The sequence below is a fragment of the Conexibacter sp. CPCC 206217 genome, assembly GCF_030646165.1.
In the GTDB taxonomy this organism is placed as follows: Bacteria; Actinomycetota; Thermoleophilia; order Solirubrobacterales; family Solirubrobacteraceae; genus Conexibacter.
On the sequence record NZ_JAUTDO010000003.1, the window covers coordinates 64061 to 79859 of the forward strand.

Annotated in this window: 21 protein-coding genes; 13 read left to right on the forward strand and 8 right to left on the reverse strand. The window is 72.1% G+C overall.

Translation table 11 applies throughout. From position 1 onward, the window contains the following. Nucleotides 1–55 precede the first annotated feature (55 nt). The gene (locus tag Q7L65_RS08610; protein ID WP_304720408.1) at nt 56–796 is read right to left on the reverse strand and encodes a tetratricopeptide repeat protein; all 741 of its coding nucleotides are present in this window, start codon (nt 794–796) and stop codon (nt 56–58) included. A 66-nt stretch (nt 797–862) separates the two neighbouring features. Between Q7L65_RS08610 and Q7L65_RS08615 the strand changes: the two genes are divergently transcribed. From Q7L65_RS08615 to Q7L65_RS08625, 3 genes are read left to right on the forward strand one after another with little or no spacing between them, the layout of a single operon-like run. After that, complete coding sequence (locus Q7L65_RS08615) at nt 863–1696, forward strand: alpha/beta fold hydrolase (protein WP_304720409.1); 834 nt, start codon at nt 863–865, stop codon at nt 1694–1696. Between the two features lie 51 nt (nt 1697–1747). After that, nucleotides 1748–2323, forward strand: a complete 576-nt coding sequence (locus Q7L65_RS08620; protein ID WP_304720411.1) for a peroxiredoxin — start codon at nt 1748–1750, stop codon at nt 2321–2323. 46 nt (nt 2324–2369) lie between these two features. Next, the gene (locus Q7L65_RS08625; RefSeq protein WP_304720413.1) at nt 2370–2810 is read left to right on the forward strand and encodes a DUF3052 domain-containing protein; all 441 of its coding nucleotides are present in this window, start codon (nt 2370–2372) and stop codon (nt 2808–2810) included. A gap of 87 nt (nt 2811–2897) precedes the next feature. Here the strand turns inward: Q7L65_RS08625 and Q7L65_RS08630 are convergent, their stop codons facing one another. The 4 genes from Q7L65_RS08630 to Q7L65_RS08645 form a co-directional block, all read right to left on the reverse strand. Further along, nucleotides 2898–4097 carry an MFS transporter gene (locus Q7L65_RS08630; RefSeq protein WP_304720415.1) on the reverse strand — a complete coding sequence of 400 codons (1200 nt, stop codon included), beginning with the start codon at nt 4095–4097 and terminating at the stop codon, nt 2898–2900. Nucleotides 4098–4194: 97 nt separating this feature from the next. Further along, nucleotides 4195–4470: a hypothetical protein gene (locus tag Q7L65_RS08635; protein ID WP_304720416.1), complete on the reverse strand. Its 276-nt coding sequence runs from the start codon at nt 4468–4470 to the stop codon at nt 4195–4197. 170 nt (nt 4471–4640) lie between these two features. Continuing rightward, nucleotides 4641–5306, reverse strand: coding sequence for an HAD family hydrolase (locus Q7L65_RS08640; protein WP_304720417.1), 666 nt, complete (start codon nt 5304–5306; stop codon nt 4641–4643). Beyond that, nucleotides 5303–6235, reverse strand: coding sequence for a DUF892 family protein (locus tag Q7L65_RS08645; protein ID WP_304720418.1), 933 nt, complete (start codon nt 6233–6235; stop codon nt 5303–5305). Before Q7L65_RS08645 ends, Q7L65_RS08640 begins: the two co-directional genes overlap by 4 nt. A 144-nt stretch (nt 6236–6379) precedes the next feature. Between Q7L65_RS08645 and Q7L65_RS08650 the strand changes: the two genes are divergently transcribed. The 10 genes from Q7L65_RS08650 to Q7L65_RS08695 all read left to right on the forward strand — a co-directional run bounded on the left by Q7L65_RS08650 (nt 6380) and on the right by Q7L65_RS08695 (nt 12053). Beyond that, nucleotides 6380–6631 carry a hypothetical protein gene (locus Q7L65_RS08650; protein ID WP_304720420.1) on the forward strand — a complete coding sequence of 84 codons (252 nt, stop codon included), beginning with the start codon at nt 6380–6382 and terminating at the stop codon, nt 6629–6631. Beyond that, nucleotides 6628–6846 (forward strand): hypothetical protein, encoded by a 219-nt coding sequence (locus tag Q7L65_RS08655; protein ID WP_304720421.1) that lies wholly within the window; start codon nt 6628–6630, stop codon nt 6844–6846. The genes Q7L65_RS08650 and Q7L65_RS08655 overlap by 4 nt, the downstream gene beginning before the upstream one ends. Continuing rightward, nucleotides 6843–7154: a hypothetical protein gene (locus Q7L65_RS08660; protein WP_304720422.1), complete on the forward strand. Its 312-nt coding sequence runs from the start codon at nt 6843–6845 to the stop codon at nt 7152–7154. Before Q7L65_RS08655 ends, Q7L65_RS08660 begins: the two co-directional genes overlap by 4 nt. Nucleotides 7155–7247: 93 nt before the next feature. Continuing rightward, nucleotides 7248–8027: a tyrosine-protein phosphatase gene (locus Q7L65_RS08665; protein ID WP_304720423.1), complete on the forward strand. Its 780-nt coding sequence runs from the start codon at nt 7248–7250 to the stop codon at nt 8025–8027. 26 nt (nt 8028–8053) lie between these two features. Continuing rightward, a complete protein-coding gene (locus Q7L65_RS08670; protein ID WP_304720424.1) occupies nt 8054–8206 on the forward strand; it encodes a hypothetical protein in 153 nt (50 codons plus the stop codon). Nucleotides 8207–8221: 15 nt separating this feature from the next. After that, nucleotides 8222–9037, forward strand: coding sequence for a HugZ family protein (locus tag Q7L65_RS08675; RefSeq protein WP_304720426.1), 816 nt, complete (start codon nt 8222–8224; stop codon nt 9035–9037). Then, complete coding sequence (locus Q7L65_RS08680; protein ID WP_304720427.1) at nt 9034–9339, forward strand: antibiotic biosynthesis monooxygenase; 306 nt, start codon at nt 9034–9036, stop codon at nt 9337–9339. Before Q7L65_RS08675 ends, Q7L65_RS08680 begins: the two co-directional genes overlap by 4 nt. After that, nucleotides 9336–10196, forward strand: a complete 861-nt coding sequence (locus tag Q7L65_RS08685; RefSeq protein ID WP_304720429.1) for an ABC transporter substrate-binding protein — start codon at nt 9336–9338, stop codon at nt 10194–10196. Before Q7L65_RS08680 ends, Q7L65_RS08685 begins: the two co-directional genes overlap by 4 nt. 10 nt (nt 10197–10206) lie before the next feature. Continuing rightward, nucleotides 10207–11193: an iron ABC transporter permease gene (locus Q7L65_RS08690; RefSeq protein WP_304720431.1), complete on the forward strand. Its 987-nt coding sequence runs from the start codon at nt 10207–10209 to the stop codon at nt 11191–11193. Next, nucleotides 11190–12053: an ABC transporter ATP-binding protein gene (locus Q7L65_RS08695; RefSeq protein ID WP_304720434.1), complete on the forward strand. Its 864-nt coding sequence runs from the start codon at nt 11190–11192 to the stop codon at nt 12051–12053. Before Q7L65_RS08690 ends, Q7L65_RS08695 begins: the two co-directional genes overlap by 4 nt. Before the next feature lie 113 nt (nt 12054–12166). Here Q7L65_RS08695 and Q7L65_RS08700 read toward each other — a convergent pair whose 3' ends face one another. From Q7L65_RS08700 to Q7L65_RS08710, 3 genes are all read right to left on the reverse strand, one after another. Next, nucleotides 12167–13861, reverse strand: coding sequence for a hypothetical protein (locus Q7L65_RS08700; protein ID WP_304720437.1), 1695 nt, complete (start codon nt 13859–13861; stop codon nt 12167–12169). A gap of 185 nt (nt 13862–14046) precedes the next feature. Next, nucleotides 14047–15336 carry an HtaA domain-containing protein gene (locus Q7L65_RS08705; protein ID WP_304720438.1) on the reverse strand — a complete coding sequence of 430 codons (1290 nt, stop codon included), beginning with the start codon at nt 15334–15336 and terminating at the stop codon, nt 14047–14049. 116 nt (nt 15337–15452) lie between these two features. Beyond that, on the reverse strand, nt 15453–15788 hold the full coding sequence (locus Q7L65_RS08710) for an STAS domain-containing protein (protein WP_304720440.1): 336 nt from the start codon (nt 15786–15788) through the stop codon (nt 15453–15455). Between the last annotated feature and the right edge of the window lie 11 nt (nt 15789–15799).

Below are 15799 nucleotides of genomic sequence, written 5' to 3' on the forward strand. Positions count from 1 at the left end.
GCGGATGCCCGCGGCGCGCCTTGCGGGCCCGCGGCGGGTGCGTCGCGAGCGACCCCTAGTACAGCGCCGCGGCCAGCCGGCGGCGGCCGTCGCGCGCGAGCGGGTGCTCGACGCCCAGCTCGTCCAGCAGCCCGACGACGACCTTGCGGATGTCGTCCTTGTGCCCGTCGGCGCCGGGCAGCGCCTCCAGCAGCAGCTCCAGCGCGCGCTCCTCGTCGCCGCCGTCGAGCGCGGCGAACGCGGCCTCGAGGTTCGGGCTCTCGCTGCGCTCCAGTTCGATGCGGGCGCCGAGGCCGGCCGCGGCGAAGTCGCCGGGGACGCGCTCGAGCAGCTCCAGCGCCTCGTCGGTGTCGCCGCGGGCGTGCAGCAGGCGCGCGAGCGGCACGAGCGCGTCGGCGCGGTTGGGCTCCAGTTCGACGGCGCGGCGCAGCGACGGCTCGTCACCGGCGGCGACCAGGCCGTCGGCCTCCGACGGCACGAGTCCGTCGAAGAAGCGCTCGACCGCGGCGGGCGGCTGCGCGCCGACGAACTCGGACGCGAGTCTGCCGTCGACGAACGCCTTCACGGCCGGGATGCTCTGGATCTGGAAGGCCTGTGCGATGCCCTGGTTGGCGTCGGTGTCGAGCTTCGCGAGCGCGATCTTGCCCTCGCGGGCGTTGGCGGCTCTCTCGAGCACCGGCCCGAGCTGCCGACATGGCCCGCACCACTCGGCCCAGAAGTCGACGACGACAGGGATCTGGTGGGAGCGATCGAGGACTTCTCTCTGGAAGTCCTGCTCGGTGACGTCGAAGACCATCGCTTCAATGTAGCGGCCCGGGGGCGGGCTGCAGGGGGTCGCGCGCATCCGCTATCACCTGCGGGCATGAGCGAATTCAGCGTCGAGCGCGACGGGGTCGTCCTGCGCGGTGGTGACGAGGGCGAGGGGACGCCGGTCGTGCTGCTGCACGGGCTGACCGCGACCCGCCGCTACGTCGTGATGGGATCCAAGACGCTGGAGCGCGGCGGCCATCGCGTCGTCACGTACGACGCGCGCGGTCACGGCAGATCGTCGCCCGCGCCGGTCGGCGGCGAGGCGGGCTACGGCTACGCGACGTTGGCGCAGGACCTGCGCGCCGTGCTCGACGCCGCCGGGATCGAGCGCGCCGTCCTGGTGGGCGCTTCGATGGGGGCGCACACGCTGCTGCGGTTCGCGCTCGACGCGCCCGAGCGGGTCGCCGGCGCGGTCGTCGTGACGCCCGCGTACGACCCTGTCAGCCAGGAGTCGCCCGCGCGGATGGCGTACTGGGACGCGCTCGCCGACGGCCTGCGCGACGGCGGGATCGAGGGCTTCGTCGCGGCCAACCACGTCGAGCGGATGCCTGCCGCCTGGCAGGACACGATCCGCACGGTGCTGCGCCAGCGGCTCTCCCAGCACGACGACCTCGTCGCCGTGGAGGCGGCGCTGCGGGCGGTCCCGCGCTCGCGCCCGTTCGAGACCTTGCACGACCTCGCGGCGCTGGAGGGGATCCCCGCCGTGGTGGTCGCCAGCCGCGACGAGGCGGATCCCGGACATCCGCTCGAGATCGGCGAGGCGTACGCCGCCGCGATCCCCGGCGCGAGGCTGCTGGTGGAGGAGCCGGGCAGATCGCCGATCGCCTGGCAGGGCGGGCAGTTGTCGCGCGCAATCGCCGAATTGGCGGAGTTGACGCGTAGCTGATCGACGGATGTGCACTATCGCTGCACCCCACCCCGGTGCAACGATGTGCGGATGGATGCGTCCAACGATTTCCGTCGTCTCCCCGCCGGGCTGCCGATCCCGGTCGACGACGGGGCCGCCGATCACCTGCTGGGGCTGGAGTTGCCGGCGGTGCTGCTGCCGTCGACCCACGGCGAGCTGGTCGACCTCGCGGTGCTCGCGGCGGAGGCGGTCACGCTCGTGCTCTACCTCTATCCGCGCACGGGCCGGCCGGACGAGGTGCTGCCGGAGGGCTGGGACGACATCCCGGGCGCGCGCGGCTGCACGGTGCAGAACATCGCCTTCCGCGACCACCGCGCGCGGCTGAACGTGCTCGGCGCGGAGGTGGTCGGCCTCAGCGCGCAGACGACCGAGGACCAGCAGGAGTTCGCCGCGCGCGAGCACATGCCGTATCCGCTCTTGTCAGACCCACAACTGAAGCTCGCCCAAGCGCTCGACCTGCCGACATTCGAAGTCAGCGGGATGACGCTCTACAAGCGCCTGACCATGGTCGCGCGAGCGGGCGTGATCGAAAGAGTCTTCTACCCGATCTTCCCGCCCGATCGCGACGCCGCCAACGTCGTCGCCTGGCTGGGCGTGGTGTCATGATGGCCGCGTGAGCGAGCGCGGACCATTCGCGCCTCGCCTTTCTCCCATGGGTTCGCCGAGACCTGCCGGGTACTCCGGGACGCCGCTGCCGAAGAAGCTCGGGATCAAGGCTGGGCAGCGGATCGCGTTCCTCGACGCGCCGGCGGAGTTCGCGGTTGCGCTGGGGGAGCTGCCGGAGGGGGTGGGGGCGGTGCGGACGTCGGCGCGCGGTCCGTTGGACCTCGTCGTCGCGTTCTTCGTCGAGCGGAGGCGACTGCGGGAGCGGCTGCCGCGGCTGATCGCGGCGCTGGAGCCCGACGGCGCGCTGTGGATCGCGTGGCCGAAGAAGGCGTCGAGAGTGCCGACCGACGTGACCGAGGACGTCGTGCGCGAGCTGGGCCTGGCGGCCGGCGTCGTCGACGTGAAGGTCTGCGCGATCGACACGACATGGTCCGGCCTGAAGCTGGTCGTCCGAGTAGCGGACCGCCCGACACACCCGGCACGCTGAGCCCGCAGCCGGCGCCGGCCGGGGAGGACCGAAGGATCGCTGCTGCCTGGCGGCAGCAAACCTTCGGTGCTCAGGAGAGAGCGACGCTCAGGCGCGTGCTGTCCCGGCAGGGGCCGGGGTGAGGCGGCGCCTGCCGAGCGCCATCGCGACGGCGGCGAAGAGGCCGGCGGCGAACGCGACCGCGAAGGCACGGTGGCCGCTGGTGGCGTCGACGACGTGGCCGGCGGCGGCGAGGCCGATCGCGATGCCGGCGCCGAGCGAGGTCGAGAGCCAGGCGAAGCCCTCCGTCAGCGCGGCGCGGGGGACGAGCGCCTCGACGAGCGCGAAGCTCGTGATCAGCGTCGGCGCGATCGTCACGCCGCTCGCCACGATCGCCAGCGCCATCAACGGGATCGAGTCGGCGAGCGCGAGCGGGATCGTGCCGAGGCACATCAGCGCGATCGCGATCGCGAGGCGGCGTTCCAGTCCGATCCCCCAGCGGCGGGCGCCGTACGCGATCCCCGCCACCGCGCTGGAGATCGCGTGCAGTGCCAGCAGCGGACCGCTCAGCGCCTCGTGGCCGTGCTCCTGCGCGAACGCGACCATCGACACCTCGATCGTCCCGAAGACGCCGCCGAGGCCGACCAGCACGAGCGCGAGCACCAGCAGGCCCGGCGACCGTATCGCCGAGCCGGTGTGCCCGTTGCGCGCGGCGATCGGCGGCTCGGTCGCGCGCTGGGTGGCGAACGAGAGGCCGCCGACGAGCAGGAAGCCGATCGCGGTCGCGAGCCCGACGGCCGGGGAGATCGCGGTCGCCAGCACCGTCACCAATACGGGGCCGAGCGTGAAGACGATCTCGTCCAGGACCGACTCCAGCGCGTACGCCGTCTGCAGGCCCGGGCTGCCGCCCAGCAGGTTCGCCCAGCGCGAGCGCACGAGCGAGCCGAACGACGGGAACGCGAGACCGGTCACGAACGCCGCGGCGAAGTAGGCGGCGCGGCTCGCGTCGACCTGCGCGGCGACGATCAGCGCGACGAGGCCGGCGATGTGCAGCGCCATCGCGGGCAGCAGCACGCGCCGCTGTCCGAAGCGGTCGACCAGCCCGCCGATCTGCGGGGCGCCGATCGCGTTCGCGATCGCGATCGTCGCGCTGACCGCCCCGGCGACGCCGTAGGAGCCGGTCGAGCCGCGCACGAGCAGAACCGTCCCGAGCCCGAGCATCGCCATCGGCAGGCGCCCGACGAAGCCGGCGCCCACGAATGCACGCGCACCGGGCGTGCGCAGGATGTCGGCGTACGAGGTCAGCACGGGGCCGGCAACCTTCGCACGTGAGCGGCACGCGCGCCGTACGAGGCGGCGTGGGCCGATGCGCCGAATGGGCGTTGCGCGAGGACGCGGCGGGGTGTTACGCGAGGACGCGGCGGCGCGCGACCTGGATCGCGCCGTTGATCGAGTGCGCCTGCGGGAGCGCGTCGCGCAGGGCTTCGATCTCGGCACGGCGGAAGCGCGGACCGGTCGCGCCGCCGACGTCACAGGGGAACGCGAGCCGCTCCGACCACGTCTGCAACGCGGCCGGCGGCACGTCGAGCAGTCGCGCGGCATCGGTGCAGCACAGCTGTGACTCACCACCGGGTGTGTCACCTCTGTGATGCACCAAAGCGTGTGCCGCGTCACCACTCATATGTGTTCACCGTAACGCAACGATGGGCTTACTTCCACAACTGTGAGTAGGTTTTTATCAGCTTCGACACTTGCTCAGACATTCCTGAGTGGTGGAGTGACAGTCCACTGACTTTCCGAGATTCAGGTGACTGATGCGTCGCGAAGAGGAGTGAAACGGCGCCGGCGAGCTCACCCGCTCCCGATGCCGGCGCCGTCGAGATCGCGCGCGAGGTCCGCGGCCGTGTCGTAGACGCGACGGGCGCCGGCAGCGCGCAGTTCGGTCTCGGAGATCCCGCCGCTGCGCAGCCCGATGAAGCCGATTCCGGCCCGCTCGGCGGCGACTGCGTCCCAGACCGAGTCGCCGACCATCACAGCCGGCCGCGCCGCGACTCTGGCGAGCGCCACTTCGACGAGGTCGGGCGCCGGCTTCGAGTTGGACACGTCGCCGGAGCTGGTCCAGCCGGCGAGCAGCTTGCGGGCGTCGAGCAGGTCGAGATAGTGCTCGACCTCGTCGGCGTTGCCGGAGCTGGCCAGCACGCTCGCGACCCCGCGCTCGCGCAGCGCCACGAGCAGGTCGCGTGCGCCGGGCAGCGGGCGGGCTTCGTCGATCAGCTCGCCGAAGTGGTCGCCGTGCAGGTCGCGCAGCGCGTCGCCGTGCTGGCGCTCGACCTCCTCGCCCGCGGCGGCGGCGACGAACTTGTCGCCGCCCTTGCCGACCTGGCGGTGCAGGCTCCAGGCGGGCGCGTCGAGGTCGATCCCCGCGAAGGCCCGCTGCCACGCGATCACGTGCAGGTAGTTCGTGTCGACGAGCGTGCCGTCGACGTCGAGCACGACCGCTCGGGCCGCTGCGCTCATCTCGCTCCCGCTCCGCTCCCAGCGTGCTCCCGCTCGTGCTCGACCGCGTCGAGCACCGTGCGGCGCTGCTTGTGCGCGCGCTCGTACGTCTCGACGTGGCGCAGCTGCGCCGGCGTCAGGTCGTCGAGTCTTCTGGTGACCTGCTCGACGGTCAGCTCGTCGTAGCCGGCGAACGGCCGGCGCTGCTCCTCGCGCTCCTCGGTCGTCTGCTGCGTGGCGCCGATTGCGCCGTCGACCGCTTCCGCCGCCTTCGCCACCGCGCCCGCCGCCGCCCGTCTGGCGTCGGCGCCGACTCTGCGCCCTGCTCGCGCAGTCGCCTGCGCCGCGTCGTCGGCGTCGCGTCTCAGCTCGCGCGCGGAGCGTCTCGCGGCCTGCGCGGCACCGGTTCTCTCGACGTCGTAGGACGGTCTGCCGGCGACCTCGGAGTCGACGACGGCCGCCGTCAGCGCCGGGATCTGCGCGCGCAGGGCCGCCAGCATCCGCTCCTCGTCGGCGCGATGGGACGCCGCGAGTCTCGCGGTCAGCTCGTCGCCCGCCAGCAGCGCGAGCTGCTCGATCGCGTCGTAGGTCGCGATCTCCAGCGCCTCGGTCGCGGCCTCGTCCTTCGCGTTCTTCAGCAGCTTCTCCTCGGGGCTGGCGCCGCGCAGCAGGTCCAGCGGCGTCTTGCCGAACGCGAGCAGCTGTCCGGCGAGCCGCTGGCCGGCGTCGTAGACGGCGCCGACGACGGTCGGCCCGTGGTCGAGGTCGGCGAGGCGGCGGCTGATTCTGTCGGCGTGGCCGCGCGTCTCGCGCAGGTGGCGCTCCAGCTCGGAGCGGTAGTCGCCGCTCGGCGTCACCGCGATGTGGGCCTGCAGCGTGCGCACGAGCGCCAGCTCCATCGCACGCGCCTCGATCAGGTACTGAACGAGCTTGTCCTCGGTCGTCGGCATCGATGCTCCCTTTTCATGACGGAGGTTGGGCGTGGTCCCGTCGCACTGCCCTGCCGTGCACCCGTCCAAACGGCATCGGCGGGCCGTTTCGCGCCCGCCGGGAGGGGAAGGTTCCGTTCGAACCGACCATGAGAGGACGCCTCGATGCCCGTCGCAGCAGTAGTCACGCCGGCGCTGGAGGTGCCGGAGCCGGTCGGACCCGAGCAGCCGCTTCCCGGCGATCCGGGGCCGACCGTCCCGGACCCGGCGCCGCCCGAACCGCCGGACGCCCCGCCCGGCCCGGAGATCCCAGAGCCGCAGCCGCCGGTGCAGCCCGACCCGCCGGCGCCCGACATCCCCAGCCCGGATCCGAAGGGACCCGAGACCGTGCAGAGCCAGGACCAGGAGCCGTCATGAGTGAGAGCGAGACCCCCAAGCAGTCCGACCAGCTGCCCGAGGAGGCGCCGGCGGAGGTCGCAGACGACGACGTCGAGGGTGCCGGAGAGGGCGCCGCGCGCGAGGAGGGCGAGCGGCTCGCCAGACGCGAGGGACAGGACACCAGTGACCTCGGCTACCGTGACTCCGACGAGGCGGACGCCTACACGCGACACGGCGAAGGAGCTGGCAGATGACCGAAGACCCCCGCTGGGAGGAAGACGAGGTCGAGGCGGCTGCCGCGGAGGCGCGCGGGATCGGCGGCGTCGCGGGCGACGAGGACCTCGATCCGGCGCAGCGGCCGTTGGTCGAGGCGGGCGAGGGCGAGGCCGAGGGCTTCGAGCTGGCCGAGGAGGAGCTGGTCGAGCACGCGACGCACGGCGACCAGCAGTCGGCCCATGTCGTGCTGCGCGATCAGGGTGCCGACGAGGACCCGCGCGTGGAGGATCAGACGGACGCCGAGGGCGACTCCGAGCGCAGCAGCGAGCGCGAAGATCAGGATTGAGCAGCCTTCGGTAGGAACGGGCTGCCGTGAAACTTCGGTGAAGTTTTACATTTGCAGCACTTTTGGTAGTTGGGGCGGGCCTAGGCTCGCCCCATGTCGTACGTCGACCTTCATTGCCATCTGCTGCCGGGCCTCGACGACGGGGCTGCGACCGCCGACGACACGCTGCGGCATGCCCGTCGCCTGCACGCCGAGGGCGTACGCGACGTCACCTGCACGCCCCACATCAAGCGGGACGAGTTCCCCGGCGTGCCGATCCGCGAACTGGCGGACCGTGTCGCACAGGCGCAACGGATGATCTCCGCGGCCGGCCTCGGCGTGCGCCTGCACCTCGGCGCCGAGCTCGCCCACCCGGACGCGCTGCTGCTGCCGGAGGCCGACCTCGAGCGGATCTCCTCCGGCCCGGCCGGCAGCCGCTGGCTGCTGCTCGAATGCCCCTTCGAGGGGATCGACGACGACTTCGCGCTCGCCTTCCGCCGCCTGCAGGGGCTCGGCTACGGCCTGCTGCTGGCGCACCCCGAGCGCTCAGCCGGCCTGATGTCCGGCGACGGCCTCGGCCGTCTGCGCCCGATGCTGGCGCAGGGCGCGCTGCTGCAGGTCAACGTCTGCTCGCTGCTGGGCAACCACGGGCTTGACGCCCAGGACGCCGCTGTGCGGCTCGTGCGCGAAGGACTCGCCTACTGCCTCGCCTCCGACGGCCATCCCGGCTCGCGCGAGCAGACGCTGCAGCTCGGCTTCCACCTGCTGCTGCGCGCCGGTGCGTCCAGCACGCAGGCGTTTCGTCTCACGCAGGCCAATCCGCGCCTGCTGCTGCGAGACGGCGTAAAGCGCCCGCTGGTCGATCTCGAACGGGCGCTCGCCGCGGCGGCCTGACGGCCGTCGCGAACAGCTTCGGGACCATGGGGGTGCACGTCAGAAGAGTCGGCGAGCGCGCCCCGGCGAGCATCGCCGTGCTGGAGCTGCGGATCCGCCAGCTGCTCGCACGCGAGCGCGTCGCGCGCGCGGCGAGAACCCTCAGACCGCCACCGAGCCGTCCCAAGCGCCAGGGTTAGGGTAACCTAACGCGCATGTCCACTCTGCGCGCGCCGAACCCCGACCACCAGGCCCCTGAAGGTTTCCAGTACTTTCCGCCGCCGCTGGAGCCGGCTGAGCCCGGCGCGCGACGCACGCCCGCCGAGGAAGCGCGCACGCTGCTGGCCCACTCGACCGTCGCGACGCTCGCGACGCTGAGCGACGACGGCACGCCGTGGGCTTCAATGGTCGTCTTCGGCACGCTTCCTGACGGCGCCCCGGTCTTGTTCGTCTCGACGCTGGCCGAGCACGGCCGCAACCTCGAGCGCGACGCGCGCGCCAGCCTGATGGTCGCGGCGCCGATCACCAATCCGGATCCGCTGCAGAGCGGCCGCGTGACGCTCGCCGGGCGCTTCGTCAAGCCCGAGGGCGCGCGCGAGGAGGAGGCCCGCGAGGCCGCCTACAAGGCGATGCCGTACGGCAGAACGTACGCCAAGTTCGGCGACTTCTCGCTGTGGGTGCTCGAGGTCGAGCGCGTCCGCTGGGTCGGCGGCTACGGGATCATGGGCTCCGACGACGCCGCCGCGTACAAGGCCGCGACGGTCGATCCGACGGCGCCGAACGCCGACCACGCCGTCTCCCACCTCAACGAGGACCACGCCGACGCGCTGCTGCAGATCTCGCAGAAGCTGGCCGGCTACCCCGACGCCACCGCCGCCGTCGCGACCGGGATCGACCGTTACGGGATGGACCTCTCGATCGACACGCCGCGCGGCAAGGCGCCCGCGCGCGTCGGCTTCGCGGAGCCCGCGACGGCCGCCGACGGCCTGCGCGGCGCGACCGTCGAGCTGGCCAAGAAGGCACGCGCATGATCGTCGTGATGAACGTCGTCAGCGCCGCGGAGGGCAAGGCGGACGCGTTCGAGGAGGCGTTCCGCTCGCGCGAGAGCCACCTCGCCACGGTCCCCGGCTTCCTCGGCTTCGAACTGCTGCGTCGCGACGGCGAGAACGAGTACCTCGTCTCCAGTCGCTGGGAGAGCCGCGAGGCGTTCCACGGCTGGCTCAGAAGCGACGCCTTCAGACAGGCGCACTCCGGCGACGGTGGCAGAGGCCAGTTGTCGCACGGCAGCGAGGTGCGCATGTACGACGTGCTGCAGAGCGAGGCGCCGGCATGACGCGCCGCTTCCTGAGCACGCTCCTCGCGACGCTGCTGCTGTGCGCCGGCCTCGCGAGCGCCGCCAACGCGGCGACCCCGCGGATCGTCGCGCTGACGCCGTTCACGGCTAACACGCTGTCGCTGCTCGGCGTCAGACCGGTCGCGATCGGCCAGACGCTCGGCGGCAACGACAAGTTCAACGCGGGGCTGAAGGGCGTCAAGACGCTGCCGCTGTCGCACCCGTTCGGGCCGAACATGGAGCAGCTCGCTGCGCTCAACCCCAGCTTGGTGCTGTCCGCTCCGATCTGGGCCAAGGGCAACCAGAACATGAAGTCGCTCGACATCAAGGTCGTGGAGAGCGACCCCGCGACGGTGGACGACGTCGCGCGGCAGACCGAGTTCATCGGTCAGGTCGTCGGCAAGCGCGCACAGGCGAAGAGACTGGCCGACATCCAGCGCGCCCGCATCAAGGTCGCCGAGAGAGCGATCAGAAGACGCCCGACCGTCTTGCTCGTGCTCGGCGTCGGGCGCCGGCCGTACGCCTTCCTGCCCAACAGCTGGGGCGGCGACCTCGTCAAGGCCGCTGGCGGCAGACTGCTGACGCAGGGCCTCAGCGCATCGGGCGGCTTCGCGGCGATCTCCGACGAGGTCGTCGTCCAGCGCAACCCCGACATCATCATCGCCGTGCCGCACGGCAACATCAAGGACATTCCGGCGATGACGAAGTACCTCAAGAGCAATCCCGCGTGGGAGGACACGAAGGCAGCGCGCAACAACCGCGTGTACGTGTCGACCGACAACACGCTGCTGCAGCCGTGGACGAGCGCGGCGCAGTCGATCTACGACGTGCAGACGAAGTACCTGAAGAACCGGTAGCAGGCGTCCGGTGAAGACTCGACAGATCGCGGTGGTCGTCGTCGCGGCGACCGCCTTGGTCGTGGCGGCGATCGCGTCGATGACGCTCGGCGCGGTGCACGTGCCGCTGTCGACGGTGATCGACGCGCTGACGGGTCAAGCCGAGCCCGGTCCGCTGAAGAAGATCGTGCTCGACCTGCGCTTGCCGCGCACGGTCGAGGCGCTCGCCGTCGGGTCTGCGCTGGGGGTTGCGGGCGCGCTGCTGCAGGGGGCGCTCGCCAACCCGCTCGCCTCCCCGGACGTGATGGGCGTGACCGGCGGCGCTGCCTTCGGCGCGATGCTGATCCTGATCATCTTCCCCGACACGATTGCGCTGCTTCCGCTCGGCGCGCTCGGCATGGGACTGGTCGCCGCGCTGCTCGTCTTCCTGATCGCCTCGACCGGCGCCAACGGCGGCAGCATCGCTCGCCTCGTGCTTGCCGGAATTGCGATGACGGCGGCCTTTCAAGCGGGCACGACGTCGATCATGGCGGCGTACCCCGACCGGGTGCAGTCGGCGATCTTCTTTCTCGCCGGCGGCTTGACGACGAGCGGCTGGTCGAATCTCGAGGTCGTCTGGCCGTACCTGACCGTCGGCTTCCTGATGGCGGTCGTCCTGACCCGTCCGCTCGATCGGCTCGCCCTGGGCGACGACGTCGCGGCGTCGCTCGGCGCCCGCCCGCGCGTGATCCGCCTGACGGCCGCGATCGCGGCGGCGATCCTCGCCGCGTGCGGGGCTGCGATCGCCGGGCTCGTCACATTCCTCGGCTTGTTCGTGCCGCACGTCGTGCGGATGGCGTCCGGCACCTCGACGCAGACGTACGTGGTGCCGGTCTCGGCGTTGGTCGGCGGCGCGGTGATGATGGCCGGCGACACGCTCGCGCGGACGATCGCAGCGCCGCTGGAGCTGCCGGTCGGCCCGCTGATGGTGCTGCTGGGCGTGCCGCTCTTCCTCTACCTGCTGCGCAAAGCCGCATGAGTCCGCTGCTGACACGCCAGCCGCCGGCGTTCGTCGCGCAAGCGCCGCTGCTTGACGCGCGCGACGTCGCCGTCGAGATCAACGGCAAGCGCATCCTGCACGGCGCGGACCTGACCGTCCGTCCCGGCGAGCTGGTCGCGGTCGTCGGCCCAAACGGCGCCGGCAAGTCGACGCTCGCGCGCGCCGTCTCCGGGCTGCAGCGGACGGCAGGCGGCAGCGTGCTGTGGAGCGGCGTGCCGGTCGAGCAGCTGCGTGGACGCCAGCTCGCGCAGCTGCGCGCGTTCGTGCCGCAGCGCGCCAGCGTTCCTGACGGCATCACAGTTCGCGAGGCGGTTCGCATCGGTCGTTCCCCGCACGTCAAACCGCTCGGCCGGCTCGTCAGAGCCGACCACGACGCGATCGAGCGCGCGATGGAGCGTGCCGGGGTCGAGCAGTTCGCCGAGCGGCGCCTGACGACGCTCTCCGGCGGCGAGCTGCAGCGGGTCCAGATCGCGGTCGGGCTGGCGCAGGAGGCGCCCGTCCTGATGGCCGACGAGCCGACGTCGCACCTCGACCTGGGCGCCACCGCGACGCTCGCGAAGCTGTTGCGAGGCCTCACACGGGACGGCATCGCGGTCATCCTCGTCGTCCACGACTTGTCGCTGGCGGCGGCCGTCGCCGACACCGTCGTCGTGATCGCGCACGGCCGCTCGGTCGCCAGCGGTGCGCCGGAAGCCGTGCTCGGACGCGAGCGGCTCGCCGACGTCTGGCACGTCGATGCCGCGCTGGAGCGCCGTGAGGACGGTCACACGGCCCTGCACGTCGCGTGGCTCGGACGCACCGACGCCGACGCGGACGAGAGCTTCCACCCCGACGCCTGAGCGCGGCGCAGCGGCGCCGGCGTCGCGTCGGCCCTGCGACGCACCGCGCCGGCGGACGGGACCGGGACCGGTTCCCGCGCCCGCCGGCGCGCGGATGCTTCGTCGGGCTCGGGTCAGCCGCGTCTGCCGGAGCTTCTTCTCGCGCTTCTTCTCGCGCCTCTCAGCGTCGCCTTCGCGGTGACGGTCTTGCTGCCGGCCGCGTCGGTCACCTTGACCTTGACGGCGACCTTGACCGAACGGCCGCGGAGCGCGGCGACCGCCGCTCTCGTCAGACGCACGCGGACTCTCGCGCTGCCGCCCTTGGCGACTCTGCTCGGCACGAGCACCGCGATGCGGTAGCGCGTTCTGGCGATCTTGACGACGATCGACTTCGGTGCTCTGAGCGTCGCGGCCTGGCTGCCGGCGCGCACGGTGCCGATCGTCGCGAAGCGGTTTCTGCCGGGCGTCTGCGGCTTGCCCGGCACGGTGACTCTTGGCGCGACGACGCCCGGCTGCACCGGCGGCGCCGGCGGGATCGGCGTGACCGGCGGTCTGGGCGGATCGACAGGCGGGACGACGGCCGCCGCGAACGCGATCGGCGTCGTCGTGTAGAGCGCCTCCGGCGTCGGGTTGGTGTGCTCTCTCCAGGTCGAGATCGCGCACTGCGTCACGCGGCAGTCGACCGTCACGCCGCTTCTGTCGGTGAAGGTCGGGTTGACCGTCACGGCGCTTGCGAACGAGCCGTCGGCAGCGAGCGTGTCCGCGGGCGTCGGGCCGCCGGCGCGGATCCACTTCGTGCTGCCGGCGTCCGTCAGCACAGCCCCGCCGACGAGCGCGGTGACCGACGCGTAGGTGCCCGTCGAGTAGTTTCTGCCGGAGACCGCAACGGTCGTGGCGGCGTCGCGCGACAGCTCGGTCGCCGGGCTGACGACGGCCGACGCGAACGAGACCGGCGTCGCGGTGTCGAAGACCGCGTTGGCGTTGCCTCTCGAGGCGAACGTCAGCACCCCGCACTGGATCACGCGGCAGTCGTAGGTGACGCCGCCTCTCTCGTAGACCGGGAGCGCGTCGAGCGTCGTGCTGAACGTGCCGTCCGCGTTCAGCAGCTGGTCGGCCGGCGTGCCCGGCGTTGACCGGATGTACTTCGACTGGTTGTACGGCTGATTGAGCCAGTAGCTCGCGAGTCTAGGACCGTAGGCGACGTAGAAGCCTCCGCCGTTGCCGGCGGTCGGATCGAAGCCGGCGCCCTGGATCGAGACGGTCGTCGTCGCGTCGGGGGAGAGGCCGGCGCGCGGCGACACCGTCACGACGGCGCCCGCCAAGGGCGTCGGCGACGTGTAGCGGATCGCCTGCGTGGCGAGCACGTTGGCGTCCGACGGCGCGTTGTGGGCTCTCCACGCGCGCACGACGCACTGCGTGACGGCGCAGTCGATCTCTCTCGACGTCGCCTCGTCGGTGAATCTGCGGTTCGCGGTGACTCTGGTGGCGAACGTGCCGTCGGCGTTCAGTCTCGTGGGGCCGTCCGGCATCACGGCGGCGATGTACTGCGTGCTCGGTCTGTCGAGATAGATCGTGTCGCTCACGGTGGCGGTCACGGCGACGTAGAGACCGGTCGTCTGATCGACGGCGTCGGCCGTGAAGCCGGTGCCTCTGACCGTCAGCGTGTTCGCTCTGTCGAGGCTGAGACCGGAGTACGGGCTGACCGAGACGGCCGGTGCGGCGAGGGCGGCGGTGGCGGTGCCGCCGATCGCGGCGGCCGCGACTGCGCTCGCGAGCAGCAGCCGGCGGCCGGCCCGCGTGAGTCCTGCATGGGGTGCGGTGATGCGCATAGAGCGCGAGTCCTCCTGCGGTTCGGACGAAATCTGGCTGCAACCAGCCTAACTTAGGCAGACCTAACTTGCTGTCTGGGTGCGCGCGTGCCAGATCTGGCGTTCCTACCGCCACGAGCGCGCGGCCTCGATGAGGCGAGGCCGCGCGTGGCCTTGGCCGCTCGGCGCCGTGCGGCGCCGAGCGTTCAGGTCGTGTACGAGACCGTGTAGCAGCCGAAGCCGTCGCCGGCCGCGTAGAAGCCGGCGAACGCGGACGTGGTGCCGGAGGGCAGTCTTCCGCGAATCGGTCCGAACGTGACCGTTCTGTCGACGGTGGTCTGTCTCGCGGCTGCGAGGTCGAGATCGACGAGCACCGCACGCTTGTTGCCGAGCGCCGTTCCGCCGGAGCCGTCGAGGCGGGAGATCGCGCGCGCCGCACCGGGCACCAGCTCGAGCTCGGGATCGCGGACGATCATGTCGATCGTGTGCGATCTGTAGCCGAATCTGACGGCGCCGCTGCCGTAGATGGCCGCGGCGCCCGATGCCGCGTCCACCCAGCCGCTTCTGAACGGGAACGTGAACGAGTAGACGAGCGGGCCGGGATTGGCAGGCACGTCGCTGCAGACGTGATCGGGGCCTTCGACCGGGGAGCCCTTGATCGCGCCGGCCGAGACGGTCGTGCCCTCGCCAGTCTCGATGTAGCGGATGAACGAGTCGCGCACCCACCAGGTGATCGTCGCGCTGACGATCGGGACCGCCGTCGGCGGGACGGCGAGCACCGGCGGCTCGTCGGTGATCGGCGTCGCTCTCGGGTCACCGGGGCTCGGCGTCGGGGTGGTTCCGCCGCCCCCGGGTGTCGTCGTTCCGCCCCCGCCGCCGGGCGTCGGCGTTCTGCCGGTGTCCGTGCCGCCGCCGCTGGTCCCGCCGTCGAGCTTGGCGGCGACGGTCGCGCTGCCGAGCGGGCCGGCCGTCAGCGCTCTGAGCGCGAGGCCGGTGCGCAGCGCCTTCGCGCCGGCGGGGGTGAGGCGGACGCTGCCGCCGTTCAGCCGCGCGGTCTTGGAGCTGCGGTCGAGCGCGACTCTGCGCTTCGGGGTCGCGATCGTGAAGATCGTGAGACGACGGCCGCCGAGCTTCGCGGAGACCTTCGAGCCGCCGCTGCCGATCTTTGTCTGCCAGCCGGTCAGCTTGACCGTCCGGGTGCGTCTGTCGACGCGGGTGCGGAAGCTGACGCTGCCGCCGTTGCGCAGCGTCGCGCCGCTCGCGACCGTGCCGCCGACCACCGGCAGGACGATCCGTCGCGCGTTCGCCTGCGCCGGCTTCTGCGCGCTGATGCGGACGTCCTGCGCGGCGAGCGCCGTCGCGGCGGCACCCTTCAGCTCGATCTTCGTCGCGCCGGTCGGCTTCGCGCTGGCGGCGGCCGGAAGCGCGACGGCGGCAAGTGCGGTGAGGGCGAGCGTCGCGCCAAGGCGGGGAACGAGCGGTCGGGGACGTGTCATCGAGTCGTGCTCCTGGTGTGGAGGTCCGGGACGGAGGCACGACGGCCGCAGCGGCCGTCAGGGCACCCTGTCGGGTTAGGGTACCCTAATGCGGACGGGAGGCTCGGCTGGCGGCGCTACGCCTGTGCGCCGGCGGGCTCGTCGACCATGTCGAGCCGCTCGTCCAGCCGCGTCATGTGGAAGATCCGCTGGACCGCGTCCGGGCCCCGCACGACGACGAAGCGGCGCGACTGCTCGCGCGCTCGCGCGTCGGCGGCCACCACGATGCGCAGCCCGGTCGAGTCCATGAACGCGAGGTTGCGCAAGTCCAGGACCAGCGTCGGCGGAGCATCGCGCTCGATCTGCGTCAGCTCGCGCTCGACCTGGCCGGCACTGGCGATGTCCAGCTCGCCTTCGAGGGCGAGGCGGACGGTCGTGCCGTCGGTCTCGGTGGTGAGTTCCAGCAGCGTCATCGGGCCGTTGC